General features: G+C 59.9%; 15 protein-coding genes and 2 pseudogenes. 7 read left to right on the top strand and 10 right to left on the bottom strand.

Going from position 1 to position 14,899, the window contains the following annotated elements; genetic code table 11:
* Positions 1-60: 60 nt before the first annotated feature.
* Together BMS17_RS28965 and BMS17_RS28960 are read right to left on the bottom strand one after the other, a co-directional pair.
* Entirely contained in the window at positions 61-366 is a 306-nt protein-coding gene (locus tag BMS17_RS28965) for a chaperone modulator CbpM (protein WP_046033039.1), read from the bottom strand.
* Between the two features lie 27 nt (positions 367-393).
* Positions 394-1,341, bottom strand: a complete 948-nt coding sequence (locus BMS17_RS28960; protein WP_046033057.1) for a DnaJ C-terminal domain-containing protein — start codon at positions 1,339-1,341, stop codon at positions 394-396.
* A gap of 297 nt (positions 1,342-1,638) precedes the next feature.
* Here BMS17_RS28960 and BMS17_RS28955 point away from each other — a divergent pair, with 297 nt between their 5' ends.
* Positions 1,639-2,913, top strand: coding sequence for an Hsp70 family protein (locus BMS17_RS28955; protein WP_046033040.1), 1,275 nt, complete (start codon positions 1,639-1,641; stop codon positions 2,911-2,913).
* 138 nt (positions 2,914-3,051) lie between these two features.
* On the opposite strand, the gene BMS17_RS28950 is transcribed toward BMS17_RS28955, so the two are convergent.
* The 4 genes and pseudogenes from BMS17_RS28950 to BMS17_RS28940 form a co-directional block, all read right to left on the bottom strand.
* Entirely contained in the window at positions 3,052-4,062 is a 1,011-nt protein-coding gene (locus BMS17_RS28950; RefSeq protein ID WP_046033041.1) for an AI-2E family transporter, read from the bottom strand.
* Positions 4,063-4,200: 138 nt separating this feature from the next.
* A pseudogene (locus tag BMS17_RS31165) lies at positions 4,201-4,293 on the bottom strand (PsiF family protein); the annotation flags it as partial.
* Positions 4,294-4,347: 54 nt separating this feature from the next.
* A pseudogene (locus tag BMS17_RS28945) lies at positions 4,348-4,653 on the bottom strand (PsiF family protein); the annotation flags it as partial.
* A gap of 72 nt (positions 4,654-4,725) precedes the next feature.
* Positions 4,726-5,514 (bottom strand): helix-turn-helix transcriptional regulator, encoded by a 789-nt coding sequence (locus tag BMS17_RS28940; RefSeq protein WP_046033043.1) that lies wholly within the window; start codon positions 5,512-5,514, stop codon positions 4,726-4,728.
* A 96-nt stretch (positions 5,515-5,610) separates the two neighbouring features.
* Between BMS17_RS28940 and BMS17_RS28935 the strand changes: the two genes are divergently transcribed.
* Positions 5,611-6,486, top strand: a complete 876-nt coding sequence (locus tag BMS17_RS28935; protein WP_077432391.1) for a DMT family transporter — start codon at positions 5,611-5,613, stop codon at positions 6,484-6,486.
* 42 nt (positions 6,487-6,528) lie between these two features.
* Here the strand turns inward: BMS17_RS28935 and BMS17_RS28930 are convergent, their stop codons facing one another.
* The 3 genes from BMS17_RS28930 to BMS17_RS28920 all read right to left on the bottom strand — a co-directional run bounded on the left by BMS17_RS28930 (position 6,529) and on the right by BMS17_RS28920 (position 8,472).
* Positions 6,529-7,419: a triacylglycerol lipase gene (locus tag BMS17_RS28930; protein WP_077432389.1), complete on the bottom strand. Its 891-nt coding sequence runs from the start codon at positions 7,417-7,419 to the stop codon at positions 6,529-6,531.
* A 108-nt stretch (positions 7,420-7,527) separates the two neighbouring features.
* Positions 7,528-7,833, bottom strand: a complete 306-nt coding sequence (locus BMS17_RS28925) for a multidrug efflux SMR transporter (protein ID WP_046033046.1) — start codon at positions 7,831-7,833, stop codon at positions 7,528-7,530.
* The gene (locus BMS17_RS28920) at positions 7,834-8,472 is read right to left on the bottom strand and encodes an FMN-dependent NADH-azoreductase (protein ID WP_046033047.1); all 639 of its coding nucleotides are present in this window, start codon (positions 8,470-8,472) and stop codon (positions 7,834-7,836) included.
* A 121-nt stretch (positions 8,473-8,593) separates the two neighbouring features.
* Between BMS17_RS28920 and BMS17_RS28915 the strand changes: the two genes are divergently transcribed.
* Entirely contained in the window at positions 8,594-9,508 is a 915-nt protein-coding gene (locus BMS17_RS28915) for a LysR substrate-binding domain-containing protein (RefSeq protein ID WP_046033048.1), read from the top strand.
* A gap of 368 nt (positions 9,509-9,876) precedes the next feature.
* Here BMS17_RS28915 and BMS17_RS28910 read toward each other — a convergent pair whose 3' ends face one another.
* Positions 9,877-11,952 (bottom strand): AsmA family protein, encoded by a 2,076-nt coding sequence (locus BMS17_RS28910; RefSeq protein WP_077432387.1) that lies wholly within the window; start codon positions 11,950-11,952, stop codon positions 9,877-9,879.
* A 389-nt stretch (positions 11,953-12,341) separates the two neighbouring features.
* Here BMS17_RS28910 and BMS17_RS28905 point away from each other — a divergent pair, with 389 nt between their 5' ends.
* The 4 genes from BMS17_RS28905 to BMS17_RS28890 all read left to right on the top strand — a co-directional run bounded on the left by BMS17_RS28905 (position 12,342) and on the right by BMS17_RS28890 (position 14,883).
* A complete protein-coding gene (locus tag BMS17_RS28905) occupies positions 12,342-12,728 on the top strand; it encodes a hypothetical protein (RefSeq protein WP_046033050.1) in 387 nt (128 codons plus the stop codon).
* A gap of 157 nt (positions 12,729-12,885) precedes the next feature.
* Positions 12,886-13,518: a TetR family transcriptional regulator gene (locus BMS17_RS28900; protein WP_046033051.1), complete on the top strand. Its 633-nt coding sequence runs from the start codon at positions 12,886-12,888 to the stop codon at positions 13,516-13,518.
* A 193-nt stretch (positions 13,519-13,711) separates the two neighbouring features.
* A complete protein-coding gene (ureE, locus tag BMS17_RS28895) occupies positions 13,712-14,212 on the top strand; it encodes an urease accessory protein UreE (protein WP_046033052.1) in 501 nt (166 codons plus the stop codon).
* Complete coding sequence (locus BMS17_RS28890) at positions 14,209-14,883, top strand: urease accessory protein UreF (RefSeq protein WP_046033053.1); 675 nt, start codon at positions 14,209-14,211, stop codon at positions 14,881-14,883. Before ureE ends, BMS17_RS28890 begins: the two co-directional genes overlap by 4 nt.
* The last annotated feature ends 16 nt before the right edge of the window (positions 14,884-14,899 follow it).

Raw genomic sequence — 14,899 nt, 5'->3', positions numbered from 1 at the left:
ATGTGGGAGCGGGCTTGCTCGCGAAGAGGCCTTGCCAGGCAATACAAAAACCTCAGAAAACTACTCGACCACCAACCGTCCCAACCGCTGCTTGAGCATGCGATTCTCGGCCCGCAGTTGCTGGACTTCTTCCAGCAGGTCCAGCGCCAAAGCGACGCCTTCCCATTCCAGTTCCAGGTCGCGCCGCAGCTTGGCGGCGCGCTTGGCCAGGGCCAGTTCGTAATCGTTGAAACGCCAATCCTTGGGCTGCTGGCCCTGAGGTTCGAGGATGCCGTGTTCGACGATTTCGATCACGTACACGTCCGACAGGTCGGTCGCCTCACAGAATTCTGCCAGGTCCAGTTGAACGATCAGGGGACTGCTCATCGTCAGTAACTCCTTGGTGCCAAGCGATCAAAAATGTTCTCTGGGATCAAATGCCGCTTTTTTTGCCAGTTCCTGCCACAGAGCCTTGACGTCATCGTCCGATTTCTTCGGCATGACCGCCTTCAGTTGAACAAACAGATAACCGCGCTCACCGGCCTTGTTCAGCAAACCATGGCCCTTGGCGCGCATGCGCTGGCCGTTCTGGCTGCCTGCCGGCACCTTGAGGTTGATCTTGCCGGTCAAGGTCGGTACGGCGACTTCGGCGCCCAGCGCCAACTCCCACGGTGCCAGTGGCAAAGTGATGATCAGGTTCTCGCCTTCGACATCAAATTTAGGGTGCGGCGCAAAGCGGATGGTCAGGTACAGGTCGCCATTGGCACCCCCACCTACGCCCGGAGCCCCTTGGCCTTTGAGGCGGATGCGCTCGCCGTCGGTCACGCCGGCGGGGATCTTCACGTTCAGGCTTTTGCTGGTATTGCTGACGTGCTGGCCGGCAGCGTTGTACTGCGGCACCTGGAAGGTGACCTTCTTCGATTCGTTCGAGAGGGTTTCTTCCAGAAATATCCCGAGTTCCATTTCCACGTCTTGCCCTCGACGTCCGGTACTGCGACGCGACTGTCCACCACCAAAACCAGGGCCACGGTTGCCGAAGATCGAACTGAAAAAGTCCGAAAAATCGCCCGAGTCCTGACCACCACCGAAACCGCCTGCGCCACGCCCTTGCCACCCTGGCGGGCCCTGGAACGGCTGGCCGTGCTGGCCGTACTTGCGCAAGTCGTCATATTCGGCGCGTTTGTCAGCGCTTTTCAGTGCTTCATAGGCTTCCGAGGCGTCCTTGAACTTGGACTCGGCGTCCTTTTCCTTGCTGACATCAGGGTGGTATTTGCGCGCCAGCTTGCGATAGGCGGCCTTGATCGCCTTATCGTCAGCCGTCGGCTCCACACCGAGAATCTTGTAATAGTCTTTGAAGTCCATCGCGGGAATCACCATCCGTTATCAAAGTCGCGCCACCCGCCACAGCATGCGCTTGTTCGCAGCATTGAGGTTGACCGATCTCAAGGTTGTGACCGGGCGTCGCATCAGAAGTTTATCGGCAGCGGGCGGGGCTTCTTGCGACGGCCCCGCGGCTGTCCGGTTGATGCAGGGTAGTTTGGGGGTGATGGGGCGTCTTTCAAGACACAGGCGGGCGAGATTTAGCAGATAGTCGGCCTTCGAATATTCGCCTTCCTGACATACACTGCGCGGCCGTTTTTTAACCGGAACTTGAAAGACATGAAAAACGCATCTCCAGCCCGTGCCTGCGGTATCGACTTCGGCACGTCCAACTCCACCGTCGGCTGGCTGCGCCCCGGCATGGAAACGCTGATCGCGCTGGAGGACGACAAGATCACCCTGCCCTCGGTGGTCTTCTTCAATATGGAAGAACGCCGCCCGGTGTACGGCCGGCTGGCGCTGCACGAGTACCTGGAAGGCTACGAAGGCCGGCTGATGCGCTCGCTCAAGAGCCTGCTGGGTTCCAAGCTGATCAAGCACGACACCAGCGTCCTGGGCACGGCGATGCCGTTCAAGGACCTGCTCGGGCTGTTTATCGGGCAGTTGAAGAAGCGTGCTGAAACCACCGCCGGTCGGGAATTCGACGAAGTCGTGCTGGGCCGTCCGGTGTTTTTCGTCGATGACGATGAACTGGCCGACCAGGAAGCGGAAAACACCTTGGTCGACGTGGCTCGCGCCATTGGCTTCAAGGATGTCTCGTTCCAGTACGAACCGATTGCAGCGGCATTCGACTATGAGTCGACCATCGAAAAAGAAGAGCTGGTACTGATCGTCGACATCGGCGGTGGTACGTCTGACTTCTCGCTGGTGCGCCTGTCGCCTGAGCGCCGCAACCACGATAACCGTCACGACGACATCCTCGCCACCGGCGGCGTGCACATCGGCGGGACCGATTTCGACAAGCAGTTGAGCCTGCAAGGCCTGATGCCACTGTTCGGCTACGGCAGCCGCATGAAGAGTGGCGCCTATATGCCGACCAGTCACCACATGAACCTGGCGACCTGGCACACCATCAACTCGGTGTACTCGCAAAAGTCGACCCTGGCCTTGGGCAGCATGCGTTACGACATCGAAGACACCGGCGGCATCGATCGCCTGTTCAAGCTGATCGACCAGCGCGCCGGGCATTGGCTGGCCATGGAAGTGGAAGAAACCAAGATCCAGCTGACCCACGCCGACAGCCGTCACGTACCGCTGGACCGGATCGAGCCGGGGCTGAGTGTGGAATTGAGCCGCGCGCTGTTTGAATCCGCCATCGAAGCACTGCTGGAGCGCGTGCGCACCAGCGTGACCCAGATGCTCAACGACGCCGATGTGCGCGTAGATCAGGTGGATACGGTGTTCTTCACCGGCGGTTCGAGCGGGATTCCGGCGCTGCGTAACAGCGTTTCGGCGATGTTGCCCAATGCGCGGCATGTCGAAGGGAACATTTTCGGCAGCATTGGCAGCGGTTTGGCGATTGAAGCGTCCAAGCGTTACGGCATGATGGACTGATCCGAAACCTCGTGATGATCGTTCCCACGCTCTGCGTGGGAATGCCGCCATGGACGCTCTGCGTCCGCTGTTGAAGCTGTGACGCGGAGCGTCACGGGATGCATTCCCACGCAGAGCGTGGGAATGATCGCGTGGTAGTTAAACCATCCCGATCTGCTTCAACTCACTCTTCAAATACGCGTAGTAAATCGGCCCCGCCACTACCCCCGGCAGGCCGAACGCGGCTTCGAACACCAGCATCGCCAGCAGCAACTCCCACGACTTGGCACTGATCTGCCCGCCGACAATGCGCGCGTTGAGGAAGTATTCGAGCTTGTGGATAAAAATCAGATAACCCAGCGCTGCCAAGGCGACCCAGATCGACAGTGACAAACCGACAATCGTGATCAGGGTGTTCGACATCAGGTTGCCGATCACCGGCAACAGGCCGAGCAGAAAGGTCAGCACGATCAGGGTTTTGGTCAGCGGCAACTTGATCCCGAACATCGGCAGCACCACCGCCAGGAATATCCCGGTAAAGAAGGTGTTGAGCAGGGAAATCTTGATCTGTGCGAACACGATGTTGCGAAAGGCCTGGACCAGCAGGTGCAACCGGTCGAACAGTGCGGCGGCAAGCGGTTTGCGCTTGGTCAGGTCGGGGATGCGTTGCAAGGCGATGATCGCCCCCAGCACCATGCCGATCAGCAGCGTCACGAACATGTGCGCCGCGTCCTTGCCCACCAGTTGCAGATCACTCAGGTGTTTGCTCACCCACTCGCCGATCGCCACACGAAACTCGGCGGCACTGGCGGGCAAATAGGCGTCGATGAACGGCGGCAATTGCCCTCGCGCCCGATCAACCACACCCATGAATTTGTCGAGGGAAGCTCCGGGGTTTTCCGCTTCGTGCAGCAGAAAACTGAAAGCACCGGCAAAAATCAGAGTCAACACGCTGACCACCAAAGTGCCCAACAGTGCGACCGCCAACCAGCGCGCACGCCGTCCTTCGATCAGACGCTGCAATTGTGGCGTGAGCATGTTGACCAGCTCGAACACCAACAAACCGGCCAACAGGCTCGGCAGCAGTCGCAGAGGGAGCACCAACAGCAAACCACCAAAAATGATGATCCAACTGGTGAACAGCAAGTGGCGTTGAGAAAACGTTGGCATACAGCCTCAAAACGAACGACGTAAAAAGGATTGGCAGTCTGCCAGCGTTCCGATGTCAGCACTAGGGATTGTGTAGGTCGACCTTAGTGGGGGCACCGGCCATTTTTTTTGCTGAGCCCCTACCCGGTTCATTGCTTGTTATTTCTTCAGGCAATTGCTCATAAACACTTTACGCGCATCACCCTTCATAGCCTGAGTGGTGGCTGTTTCATTGCAGGTTTTCATCTTCTCTTGCTGGGAGGTCATCGGTTTGGCGGCTTCGGCGGCCGGGGCGGCCGGTTCAGCTTTCAGGCAATTGCTCATAAATGCTTTGCGTTCATCGCCCTTGAGGCTTTTGGTCGTAGCGTCAGCATTGCAACGGGTCATCTTCTCTTGCTGAGGGGTCTTGGGTTTGGTCACATCGACCGCATCGGTCGCCGGCTTAGCCGACAGGCAGGTGCTCATGAATGCATTGCGTTCATCGCCCTTGAGGCTTTTGGCCGTAGCGTCGGCATTGCAGGTGGTCATTTTGTCCTGCTGCGCAGTGGCAGCGAAGCCTTGGGAGCAGAGCAGCAAACCGATCATCAAAAAAGGGACACGCAACATTGTCATGGAGTTTTCTCCTTGTTGCCGTACCGATGGGCACGGCCATGTTTTGCAGTGTAGACAATGCCTGTTACACCTTCACCGACTCTCGAGGTGACTGCGCCGGTATTGCTCCGGCGTACACCCGGCCTGGCGTTGAAACATCGCGATAAAAGCCGAGCCGGTGCTGTACCCCATGTCGAAGGCGATGTCCTGAACGCTGCGGTGACTGTCCAGCGCTTCGATCGCGGCCAGAAACCGCAAGCGCTGCCGCCACTCCCCAAAGCTCATCCCCAGCTCGCGGACACACTGGCGCGCCAGCGTCCGCTCGCTGACATGGATTTGTTCCGCCCAGTGGGCCAGTGGCCGGTTATCCCCAGGCGCGGCTTGCAAGGCGTCCAGTATTCCAAGCAAGCCCGGGCTGCTGGCGTAGGGCAAGTAACACTCTTGCACCGGCGCCTGTTGCAGTTGATCCACCAGCACTTGGGCCAGGCGCTTGTCTGCCTCTTGCTCGGGGATCTTCACATCGCGCGCGGCGAAGTCCTTGAGGATGGCTTTAAGAATGTCGCTGATGGCCAGGGTGCAGGCCTGCGCAGGCAAATCCTGGCACAGCGACGGCGCGAGACAGACCGCACGATAGTTGATCGGCTGGTTGCTGTAGAAACTGTGCTCGGTGTGCGGCGGCACCCACACCGCGTATTGCGGCGGCGACATGAAACGGCTGCTGCCGATTTCCATGTGCAAGACACCGTTGGCCGAATACTCCAGCGTGCCCCACGGATGACGGTGGGCCGAGGCGTATTCATGGGTGTTGAAATCGGCGTAGCGAAAATAGACCGGGGCCGGCAGTTCGCTGAATGCCAGCAGGTCGATGTGTTTACTGCTCATGCTGTCCGGAATCCGCCGTGTGTTGTCTGGATCGAAGTATAGGCTTGCATCCAGACAGAGGATAATTGCGCTTCATTAACGTTCTGGTTTTTCCTGATGCAATACGCTTATCCCCTGCTGGCCATTTTCATTTGGGCTGGCAACACCGTGATCACCAAAATGTCAGCCGGGGCGATCTTCCCCGCCGAGATCGGTTTCTACCGCTGGCTGCTGGCCGCCATCCTGTTCACGCCATTCATGCTCAAACCGGTGATCGCACATTGGCCGCAGATCCGCCCGAACCTGGGCAAGATTTTCGTCCTCGGCGTGCTGGGCATGGCGGTCTATCAGAGCCTCGCCTACTTCGCCGCCTCCCTGACCTCGGCCACCAACATGGGCATCATTCTGTCGCTGATGCCATTGATGTCCTTGGCCATGGCCATTATCAGCCTCGGCCAGCGCCTGACCCTGGGGGCCTTGGCCGGTGCGGTGCTGTCGTTTGCCGGGGTGGCGGTGGTGGTCTCGTCCGGCAGCCTTGGCGCGCTGCTGGAGCATGGGGTGAACCTGGGCGATGCGATGATGCTGATCGCCACGTTGGCCTACGCGATCTACAGCACCTTGTTGAAAAAATGGCAGTTGCGGCTGCCACCATTGGTGTTGCTGTATTTGCAGGTACTGGTCGCGGTGTTGGTGCTGTTTCCGATGTTCCTCGCCTCACCGAAGATCGGCCCGACGCTGCAGAACATTCCGCTGGTGTTGTATGCCTGCCTGCTGGCCTCGATGGTTGCACCGCTGGCGTGGATGCAAGCGGTGGTGCGCCTGGGGCCGAGCCGGACCACGCTGTTTTTCAATCTTTTGCCGTTGATTACCGCACTGATTGCGGCGGTGGTGCTGCATGAACAGTTGGCGCTGTATCACCTGGTGGGCGGGGTGTTGACGCTGGGCGGGGTGATTGTTTCGGAGCGTTGGACCACCGTTTTGGGCCGCGCATAGTCCTTTGTGGTGAGGGAGCAAGCTCCCTCGCCAGAGGGCGGCTTACACGCCGGCTGCTTTTAGCCGTGCCGCATGCTCGACAAACAACCGGATCGGCTCGGCGCCCTTGCCCACCCATCCCAGCGATTGATTGACGATGTCGAAGTGGTCCAGCGGATACTCATCGCCAATCACCGTGCCCAGGTGCGAACTGTACCGCCCGACCATCCCGTCGCAATACCCGGCCTCGTTCACAAACGTTTGGGCAAATAGCCGGCAACTGCGATTGGTCCCGTCAAACAGATTGCGCCCACGATCGGTCTTGCCCGGCTGTAACGTCCCGGACCACGAGTAATAACGCACGCCGTAGACCTCCTCCGGTCCATGCCCGCCCCAGGTTTCAGGCAGGCCTTGTGGATAACGCTGATTGAACAGCGCCACGCCTTCGCAGGTGAGTGAGTGATGGGACGCATGGATATCCACCGGCAGTTTCGGCCCGCGATAGCCCGTGTCGAGCAGGCACATCAAGGCATTGATCATCCGCAACAGACAGCTCAACAGGCGGCCCTTTACGCTGTCGTGCGGGTAGTGCTTGTGCAGGTAATCGGCCAGTTCCGAACCGTGATTCGGCCCGGCCACCGAGGTCACCGACGCCACCAGGTCCGGTCGTTTGGCAGCAGCGTAACGCGCGGTGAGCGAACCCTGGCTGTGGCCGATCAGGTTGACCTTCCCGGCCCCGGTCTCGTGCAGGATTTGTTCGATACGCGCCAGCAGTTGCTCGCCGCGCACCTCATTGGAATTGAGCGGCGAGACCTGCACCGCAAACACGGTCGCCCCACCCTGGCGCAGGGCCGAGACGATGCCGTACCAATACGGATAGAGCACAAGTCGGATAAACCCGAGCATTCCCGGGACCAACACCAGCGGGTAGCGCGTAGCGGAACCTTGCGACATGGGCGAACGTCCTTGTGGTCGAGGAGATGAAGCAAGGCGCGAGGCAAGACGTCAGCCAAGCATCGTCACCGAACATGACAACTCGACGACCAGTTTATGACATCCACCCTACTTCAACCCCACCACGCCCGCCACGATCAGCCCGACCGACACCACTTTGATCGCCGTCAGGCTTTCGCCCAGCAGCGCAAACCCGAGAAACACCGTGCCCAGTGAACCGATGGCGGTCCAGATCGGATACGCGATGCTCACCGGCAACTCGCGCATGGCCAGGGTCAGGAAGTAAATCCCGCCCACTGCCGCCACGACTGTGATCAGCGACGGCCAGGGCCGGGTGAAACCTTCGGCGTACTTCATGCCCATCGCGAAGGTGACTTCGAACCCGGCGGCGATCAGCAGAAACAGCCAGGCCATCTAAAACTCCCTGGCCAGCGCCAGCAAACGCTGCTCGGCCTCTGCGGCAGAGACCTGGAACGTACGCGCCTCGGACTCTTCGCCCTCGGCGGCGACCACGGTGATGTCGGTAATACCGATGAATCCCAGCGCCGTGCGCAACAACGGATCGGCATGGTTCATGGCTTCCAGCTCACCGCCCGGGCCGAACCCGAAGCCGCCGCGACTGGTGACGATCAAGGCTTTTTTGCCTTGAACCAGCGGTTCGTATTGGGCCACGCCATTGTCCAGCGTGTGATTGAACGTCAACCCGAGCCGCACAATTTGATCGATCCAGGCCTTGAGGCCACTGGGTACGCTGAAGTTGTGCATCGGCGTGGAAATCACCAGCAGGTCGTGCCCGAGCAATTCGCCGACCAGTTCATCGCTGAACGCCAGGTCGGCCTGCATCGACAGCGGTCGTGCCTGGGGTTCGGGGTAAAACGCGGCGGCCACAAAGGCTTCATTGACCGGCGGAATCAGCGCCCGCCCGACTTCACGTCGGGTCAACCGCGCCTGCGGATGGTGCGCCTGCCAAGCTGCAAGAAACACTTCGGCCAAACGCCGGGAGTGCGAACGATCGCCACGGGGGCTGGCGTGAACGGCAAGAATTGTACTCATCTGAATCTCCTTGGGATTACACTCAAACGGCTTGTGGCTTGCAGCTTGATGCTCCCAGCCAACCGCTTCAAATGAGCAGAAATCAGTCGGGATGAATCCATTTCATCCATGGAGTTTCTCAATGTTTGCTTCGCTGCCGTTGACCGCCCTGCGCGCGTTCGAATCCGCCTCCCGCTTGCTGAGCTTCAAGGCGGCCGCACAAGAACTCTCGGTGACGCCGACGGCGGTGTCCCATCAAATTCGCTCGCTGGAAACCTGGCTCGGCGTGCCGCTGTTTGAACGCCTTCCACGGCAGGTGCGCCTGACCGACGGCGGTGAACGGTTGTTCCACAGCCTGCACGGTGCTTTTCTGGACGTGGCGCAAAGCGTCGACACCTTGCGCCCGCAACGCAGCGGCACACACCTGACCCTCTCCACCACCGCCGCCTTCGCCGCGTTGTGGCTGGTGCCGCGCCTCGGACGCTTTTACGCACGCCACCCCGGCATCAGCCTGCGCCTGGACACCCATTGCGAAGTCATCGATTTGCATCAGGACGCCAGTGTCGATCTGGTCCTGCGCTACAGCCTCGACGACTACCCTAACCTGTATGGCTTGTGCCTGTTTGATGAGTCCTTCGGCGTGTATGGCTCACCCGAGCAAGTGGCGCTGGCGGCCCAGCGGACACCCGCGCTGATCAGCGTGCGTTGGCACAATTCCAAGTTGTATGCCCATGGCTGGGAGGCCTGGTGCATCAAATCCGGCGAGACCTGGCTGAAGGAACAGCCTGCGGTGCGTGAATACGACGAAGAGCATTACGCCCTGCAAGCGGCGATTGCCGGGCAAGGGCTGGTGCTGGCGAGCAATATTCTGGTGTCAGAAAGCGTGGCCAGCGGTTTGCTGGTGCCCTACAAGGGCGACATTCAAGTCGACGGGGCCGGGTATAGCGCACTGTGTGTGCCGGGTCGCGAGCGTCATCCGCCGGTGCGGGCATTTTTTGCGTGGTTGCGTGAGGAAGCGTTGTTGTCCGGGCATGCGGGCATTCTGAAGGACCTGTAGCGCCCGACATACCGCCATCGCGGGCAAGCCCGGCTCCCACAGGTTGTGCGGTGAAATCGACTGCTGTGATCGACTCAAATCCCTGTGGGAGCGGGCTTGCCCACGATGGCGGCTCCCACAGGTTGCGCGGTGAAATCGACTGCTGTGATCGACTCAAATCCCTGTGGGAGCGGGCTTGCCCGCGATGGCGTCTCCCACAGGTTGCGCAGTGAAATCGACTGCTGTGATCGACTCAAATCCCTGTGGGAGCGGGCTTGCCCGCGATGGCGTCTCCCACAGGTTGCGCGGTGAAATCGACTGCTGTGATCGACTCAAATCCCTGTGGGAGCATGGCTTGCCCGCGATCACGTCTTTACAGACGCCGCAATTCACTTGGTGGGTTTGACGGTCACCGGCGCTTTCCCCGCCTTCATCTGTTCCAGCAACGGCGCACACTGGTTTGGCGCGTCACCACTGGGTGCCACCAACGCCAGCAACCCCGCCGCCGGAGCGGCGATCACGCCCAGGGCGACCATTCCCGCCCCGCGCAGCATCAGCGGCACCGCTTTCACCCCGGCATCCGGCTTGATGAACGGGCCCCGCACATACAGTGGCGAGCGCAACGAAATCAGGCGCCAGCCCTTCGACTCCGGCGTGATGGTCAGGTCCAGTTGTTCCGTGGCCATGTTCGCGGTGCCATCGATATAGATGATCGCGTTCTCGGTATCGAAGACGAACAGCCGCGTGGCCGCCAACCCGGTCTTGATATCGAAGTCGGCCGCCGCGCAATTGATCTTCACTTCCTTGTCGCCAAAGATTTTGCCGACCACATAGTTACCGACGTTCAGCCCGGCCAATTCCATCAACTCGCGGCTGATCGCCCCGTCATTGATGAGCATTTTCAGATTGCCGTTGGCACTGCCCAACAGCTTGGCCACCGAGTTGCCGCGCCCCGAAATGTCGGCATCGCCATTGAGCTCGCCGAAACTGGTTTTCATCGGCTCGAACGTCGGGAACAGTTGCTTGAGTTTGAACTTGCGGGCCGTGAGTTTCGCTTGGCCTTCCAACGGTTCGGTCCGGCCATTCAAGCGAATCTGCGCCTCCAGGTTGCCCCCGGCCACGCCAAAACGCAGGGGCTCAAGTCGCAGCTCCCCGTCGGTCAGGACCAGGTGCGTATACAGGTCGTTGAACGGCAATTTTTCGCTGTGGACGATGCGCTTGCCGGTGAATTCGACATCGGCGTCCATGTCACGCCAGCGCTCGGTCTTGAACTCTTCGACCGGCAGCACTTTGTCCGGCGGCTGTTTACTGTCGCCACCGCGCTCCTTTTGTTTGGCGTTGGAGTCGGCGCCAATCAACGGTGCAAGGTCGGCAAACAGCAATTGATTGGAGAGCAATGAACCGCTGAGCTTCGGCCGAGGCTGGCTGGCGACATAAGCCAGGCTGCCATGGATGTCGCTCTCACCGATCTTGCCGTTGAATTCTTCATAGCGGAACACTGCGCCGCTGGGCTCATGCAGCCTGGCGATCAAGTGCCCGTCGGTGGCGTAAGGCGGTGTATCCGGCAGCGTCACGCCGGTCAGCGGATACAAATTGCCCAGGCTGGTGCCAGCCAATTTCAGTCGCAGATCCAGCGCGCCGAGGTTCAGGGGATCGGTCAACGTGCCGGCCAACTCGACGCTGGTATCGGCAATTTTCACCTGGGCCTGCAGTGGAAACGGCTTGGCCGCATCCTGCAGGGCCAGCAACCCACCGATCTTGCCGGAACCTTCGAGTTTCTGCGCGTGGTACTGGCCTTTGACCTTGAGCGCGAAGGCGTAGTCCTGTGGCGCGGCCCCCTTTTCCTGTGCGGTTTTCGCCGCTTTGTCACCGACGATGTCACTGAACGGAACGGGTTTGCCCAGCGGGTCGATCAGCACATCCAGTTGAGTCTTCAAGCTCTGATCGTCGAGGGTGACATGGCCTTTGTCGAAGCCGATCGCGCCGATGTCCACCCCCCAGTTCGAAGGTTCGGCGTTCGGGTCCTTGGGGTCGAATTTGAACGTCCAGTTGGCGCGACCATCGGCCAGGCGCTGCAGGTTGGCGTTCGGCTCGGTCAGGTCGATGCGCGGGATCACCACCCGCTGCGCCAGCAAGGCCAGCGGTGAAATACGCAGCTCTACGCGTTTAAGGGTGACCATCTGCGGCTGCTTCAACCAGTCCGGGTTGCCCAGGCTCAAGTCTTCGGCGACCACATGCGGCCACGGCACCCAGGCCCGCCAGCCAGCCTCGTCGAGCTCGCGCTGCCAGACCACCGCGAGGTTGCCATTGATGGCGAATGCTCGGTGCAGTTCTTCGGTGACTTTGTTGTTTATCGCGGGTTTGATCCGGTTCCAATCGAAGAACACGATGACCAGTACGAGTATCGCCAGCAGAACAACCAGGCTGGCAAAGATCCAGGCAACAATTTTAGGGGGGCGCGTCATTGCACAGGGCTCCTTGAAACGACTGAGCGTCCTGACCGCGACGCACGTGTGAAACGTTAGGCCAGAACCGGCCTGCCATGAAATCTAGGACTGGGAAAAGGTGCGCAGGTTTAACCGAAAAGCCAATTAACGTTCAAATAATCGGGCGCGATCAACCTGCGCGCTCTAAACGGTGTTACCCCCACCCGCACTTTTGTGCGGCGCGAGTGAGTCGGAAGTACCCACCGCGGTGCAAAAACACTCGCCGGAAACGCCCGGTTTAGAGCCTCTCAGCAGAACAATCAATTCTGTTGATTATTACCATTGCGGTTATGAACTTTCATATCGATTTATCGAGAGTAGCATTGCCCTCGTACCCACTTTATCGCCCCCCCAAGGAGCAACCCATCATGAAACGCCAATTACTGCTTAGCCTGACCCTCTCGATGCTAGCCAGCACCGCTTTCGCTTTGCCAGCCGCTGATCAGGCCACTCCGCAAGTCAAAGACAGCCACTCGGTGTTCAGCCAAACCGTTGCCGCCGATGGTTCCAGCCGCACCCCACAAGGCCAGACACTTGCCGAAGGCGGTAACGATCGCCTGAAAGAAAAAGGCCTGATCACCCAAGATGGTTCGGACCGTACTCCACAAGGCCAAACCCTGGCTGAAGGTGGTTCCGACCGCACCCCACAAGGCCAGACCCTGGCTGAAGGCGGTTCCGACCGCACCCCACAAGGCCAAACCCTGGCTGAAGGCGGCGGTGACCGTGTGATCGAACGCAACAGCGCTGTGAGCTAAGCCCATGGCGGCCCTGAAAAAAAGCCCAATCCCCGGATTGGGCTTTTGACTTATAGAGAAGCCATGTTTCCCCGCTTGATCCCCCGATAGTCGTTCGACGCCAGCGAAGCCGATTTGCTAGAGTGCGCCGCTGTCTTGTCCAGAAAACACCCTTGCAATGCTGCCCCGCGCCGAACAGAAACAACAGACCCGCAACGCCCTGATGGACGCTGCCCGCCACCTGATGGAATGCGGCCGAGGATTCGGCAGTCTCAGCCTGCGCGAAGTAGCGAGAACCGCCGGCATCGTGCCCACCGGTTTCTACCGGCATTTCGCCGATATGGACGAACTGGGGCTGGTGCTGGTGAGCGAAGTCGGTCAGACCTTCCGTGAAACCATTCGCCTGGTGCGCCATAACGAATTCGTCATGGGCGGCATTATTGATGCGTCGGTACGGATCTTTCTCGACGTGGTCAGCGCCAATCGCTCGCAATTCCTGTTTCTGGCCCGCGAGCAGTACGGTGGATCACTGCCGGTACGCCAGGCCATCGCACGTTTGCGCGAAGACATCAGCTCGGATCTCGCGGCCGACCTGTCGTTGATGCCAAAGCTGCAACACCTCGACATGGGCGGCCTGAGCGTCATGGCTGACCTGATCGTCAAAAGTGTGTTTGCAACTTTGCCCGAGATCATTGATCCGCCGGCCGAGGCGCTGCCCGAACACTTGACGCCTCAAGCGAAGATCACGCAGCAACTGCGGTTTATCTTTATCGGGTTGAAGCATTGGCAAGGACTCGGCAGTACCGAATGACCGCCTGAATTGATCGCCTCAATGGCGATCTTTTTTTGTGCGCCGCAAATTGGTGCACCACACCCCTCCTCGCACCAACTTCAACCAACTTTGCACACCACCCCCTGCACTCCGACAGGTATTTCCTACGTATTGCCCGATTGGCAAGCCCCTTGCTCTAGCCTCAGCAATGTCCATTGCTGGAAGCCTTCCGATGCTGGTGATTCATCGCAGAATCGACCCTCAACCCGTCTGGGCCGCCGAATTGCACCTGACCTTCGAAGCCCGGAGCAAAAGCCGTTTGCGCTGTTTCAGTGCCGAAGGTGAAGACGTCGGGTTGTTTTTGGAGCGCGGACAGCCGCCCCTGTATGACGGCGAATGCCTGCAAGCCGAAGACGGGCGCATCGTGCGTGTCTGCGCCCGCCCCGAACAATTGCTGCACGTTACCTGCTCCAATGCCTTCGAGCTGACTCGCGCCGCCTATCACCTCGGCAATCGCCATGTCGCCCTGCAGGTCGGTGATGGCTGGCTGCGCCTGCTCGACGATTACGTGCTCAAAGCCATGCTCGAACAGCTGGATGCCAAGGTCGAAAGCCTCGAAGCACCTTTCCAGCCGGAACACGGCGCCTATGGCGGAGGCCACCACCACTCCCGGCACGGTGACGAAGATTTCAACTATCCGCCGAAACTGCACCAGTTCGGCGTCCGCTTATGAACCCGGCCTGGGCGCTGCTGCGCCTGGCCAGCCCGCAGCTGCCGATTGGCGGCTACAGCTATTCCCAGGGTCTGGAAATGGCGGTGGAAAACGGTCGCGTAAGCAATGCGGACGGCGCACGACGCTGGATCAGTGATCAATTGCTGCTCAACCTGGCACGGTTCGAGGCGCCGCTGCTGCTTGCCCATTGCACGGCGGCGGCCGAAGAGAACTGGCCCGAATTGCTCCGACGCTGTGAACAACACCGTGCCAGTCGGGAAACCCGCGAGCTGCATCAAGAGAGCCGACAGATGGGCTATTCCTTGCAGCAACTGCTCAACGGTTTACCGGAGCTGGACGCGCCGGCTCGCGCCTTCCTCGACCAACGCCCCGAACCGCATCTGGCCCTCGGTTGGGCGCTGGCGGCACGGGCCTGGGGAATCTGTCCCCAGGATGCGCTGGCCGCGTGGCTCTGGAGCTGGCTGGAAAACCAATTGGCCGTACTGATGAAAACCCTGCCGCTGGGCCAGCAAGCCGCCCAACGCCTGACCAGTGAATTGCTGCCGCTGCTGCAACAAGCCCAGCAGGACGCCACCCGAATCAACCCCGAACACTATGGCAGCGCCGCTTTCGGCCTGTCCCTGGCGTGCATGGCCCATGAGCGCCAGTACAGCCGTCTGTTCCGTTCCTAGGGCCTTTTAGCTTGGA

It is taken from the genome of Pseudomonas sp. C9, assembly GCF_002000165.1.
In the GTDB taxonomy this organism is placed as follows: Bacteria; Pseudomonadota; Gammaproteobacteria; order Pseudomonadales; family Pseudomonadaceae; genus Aquipseudomonas.
This window is presented reverse-complemented; position numbering and strand designations above follow the sequence as displayed.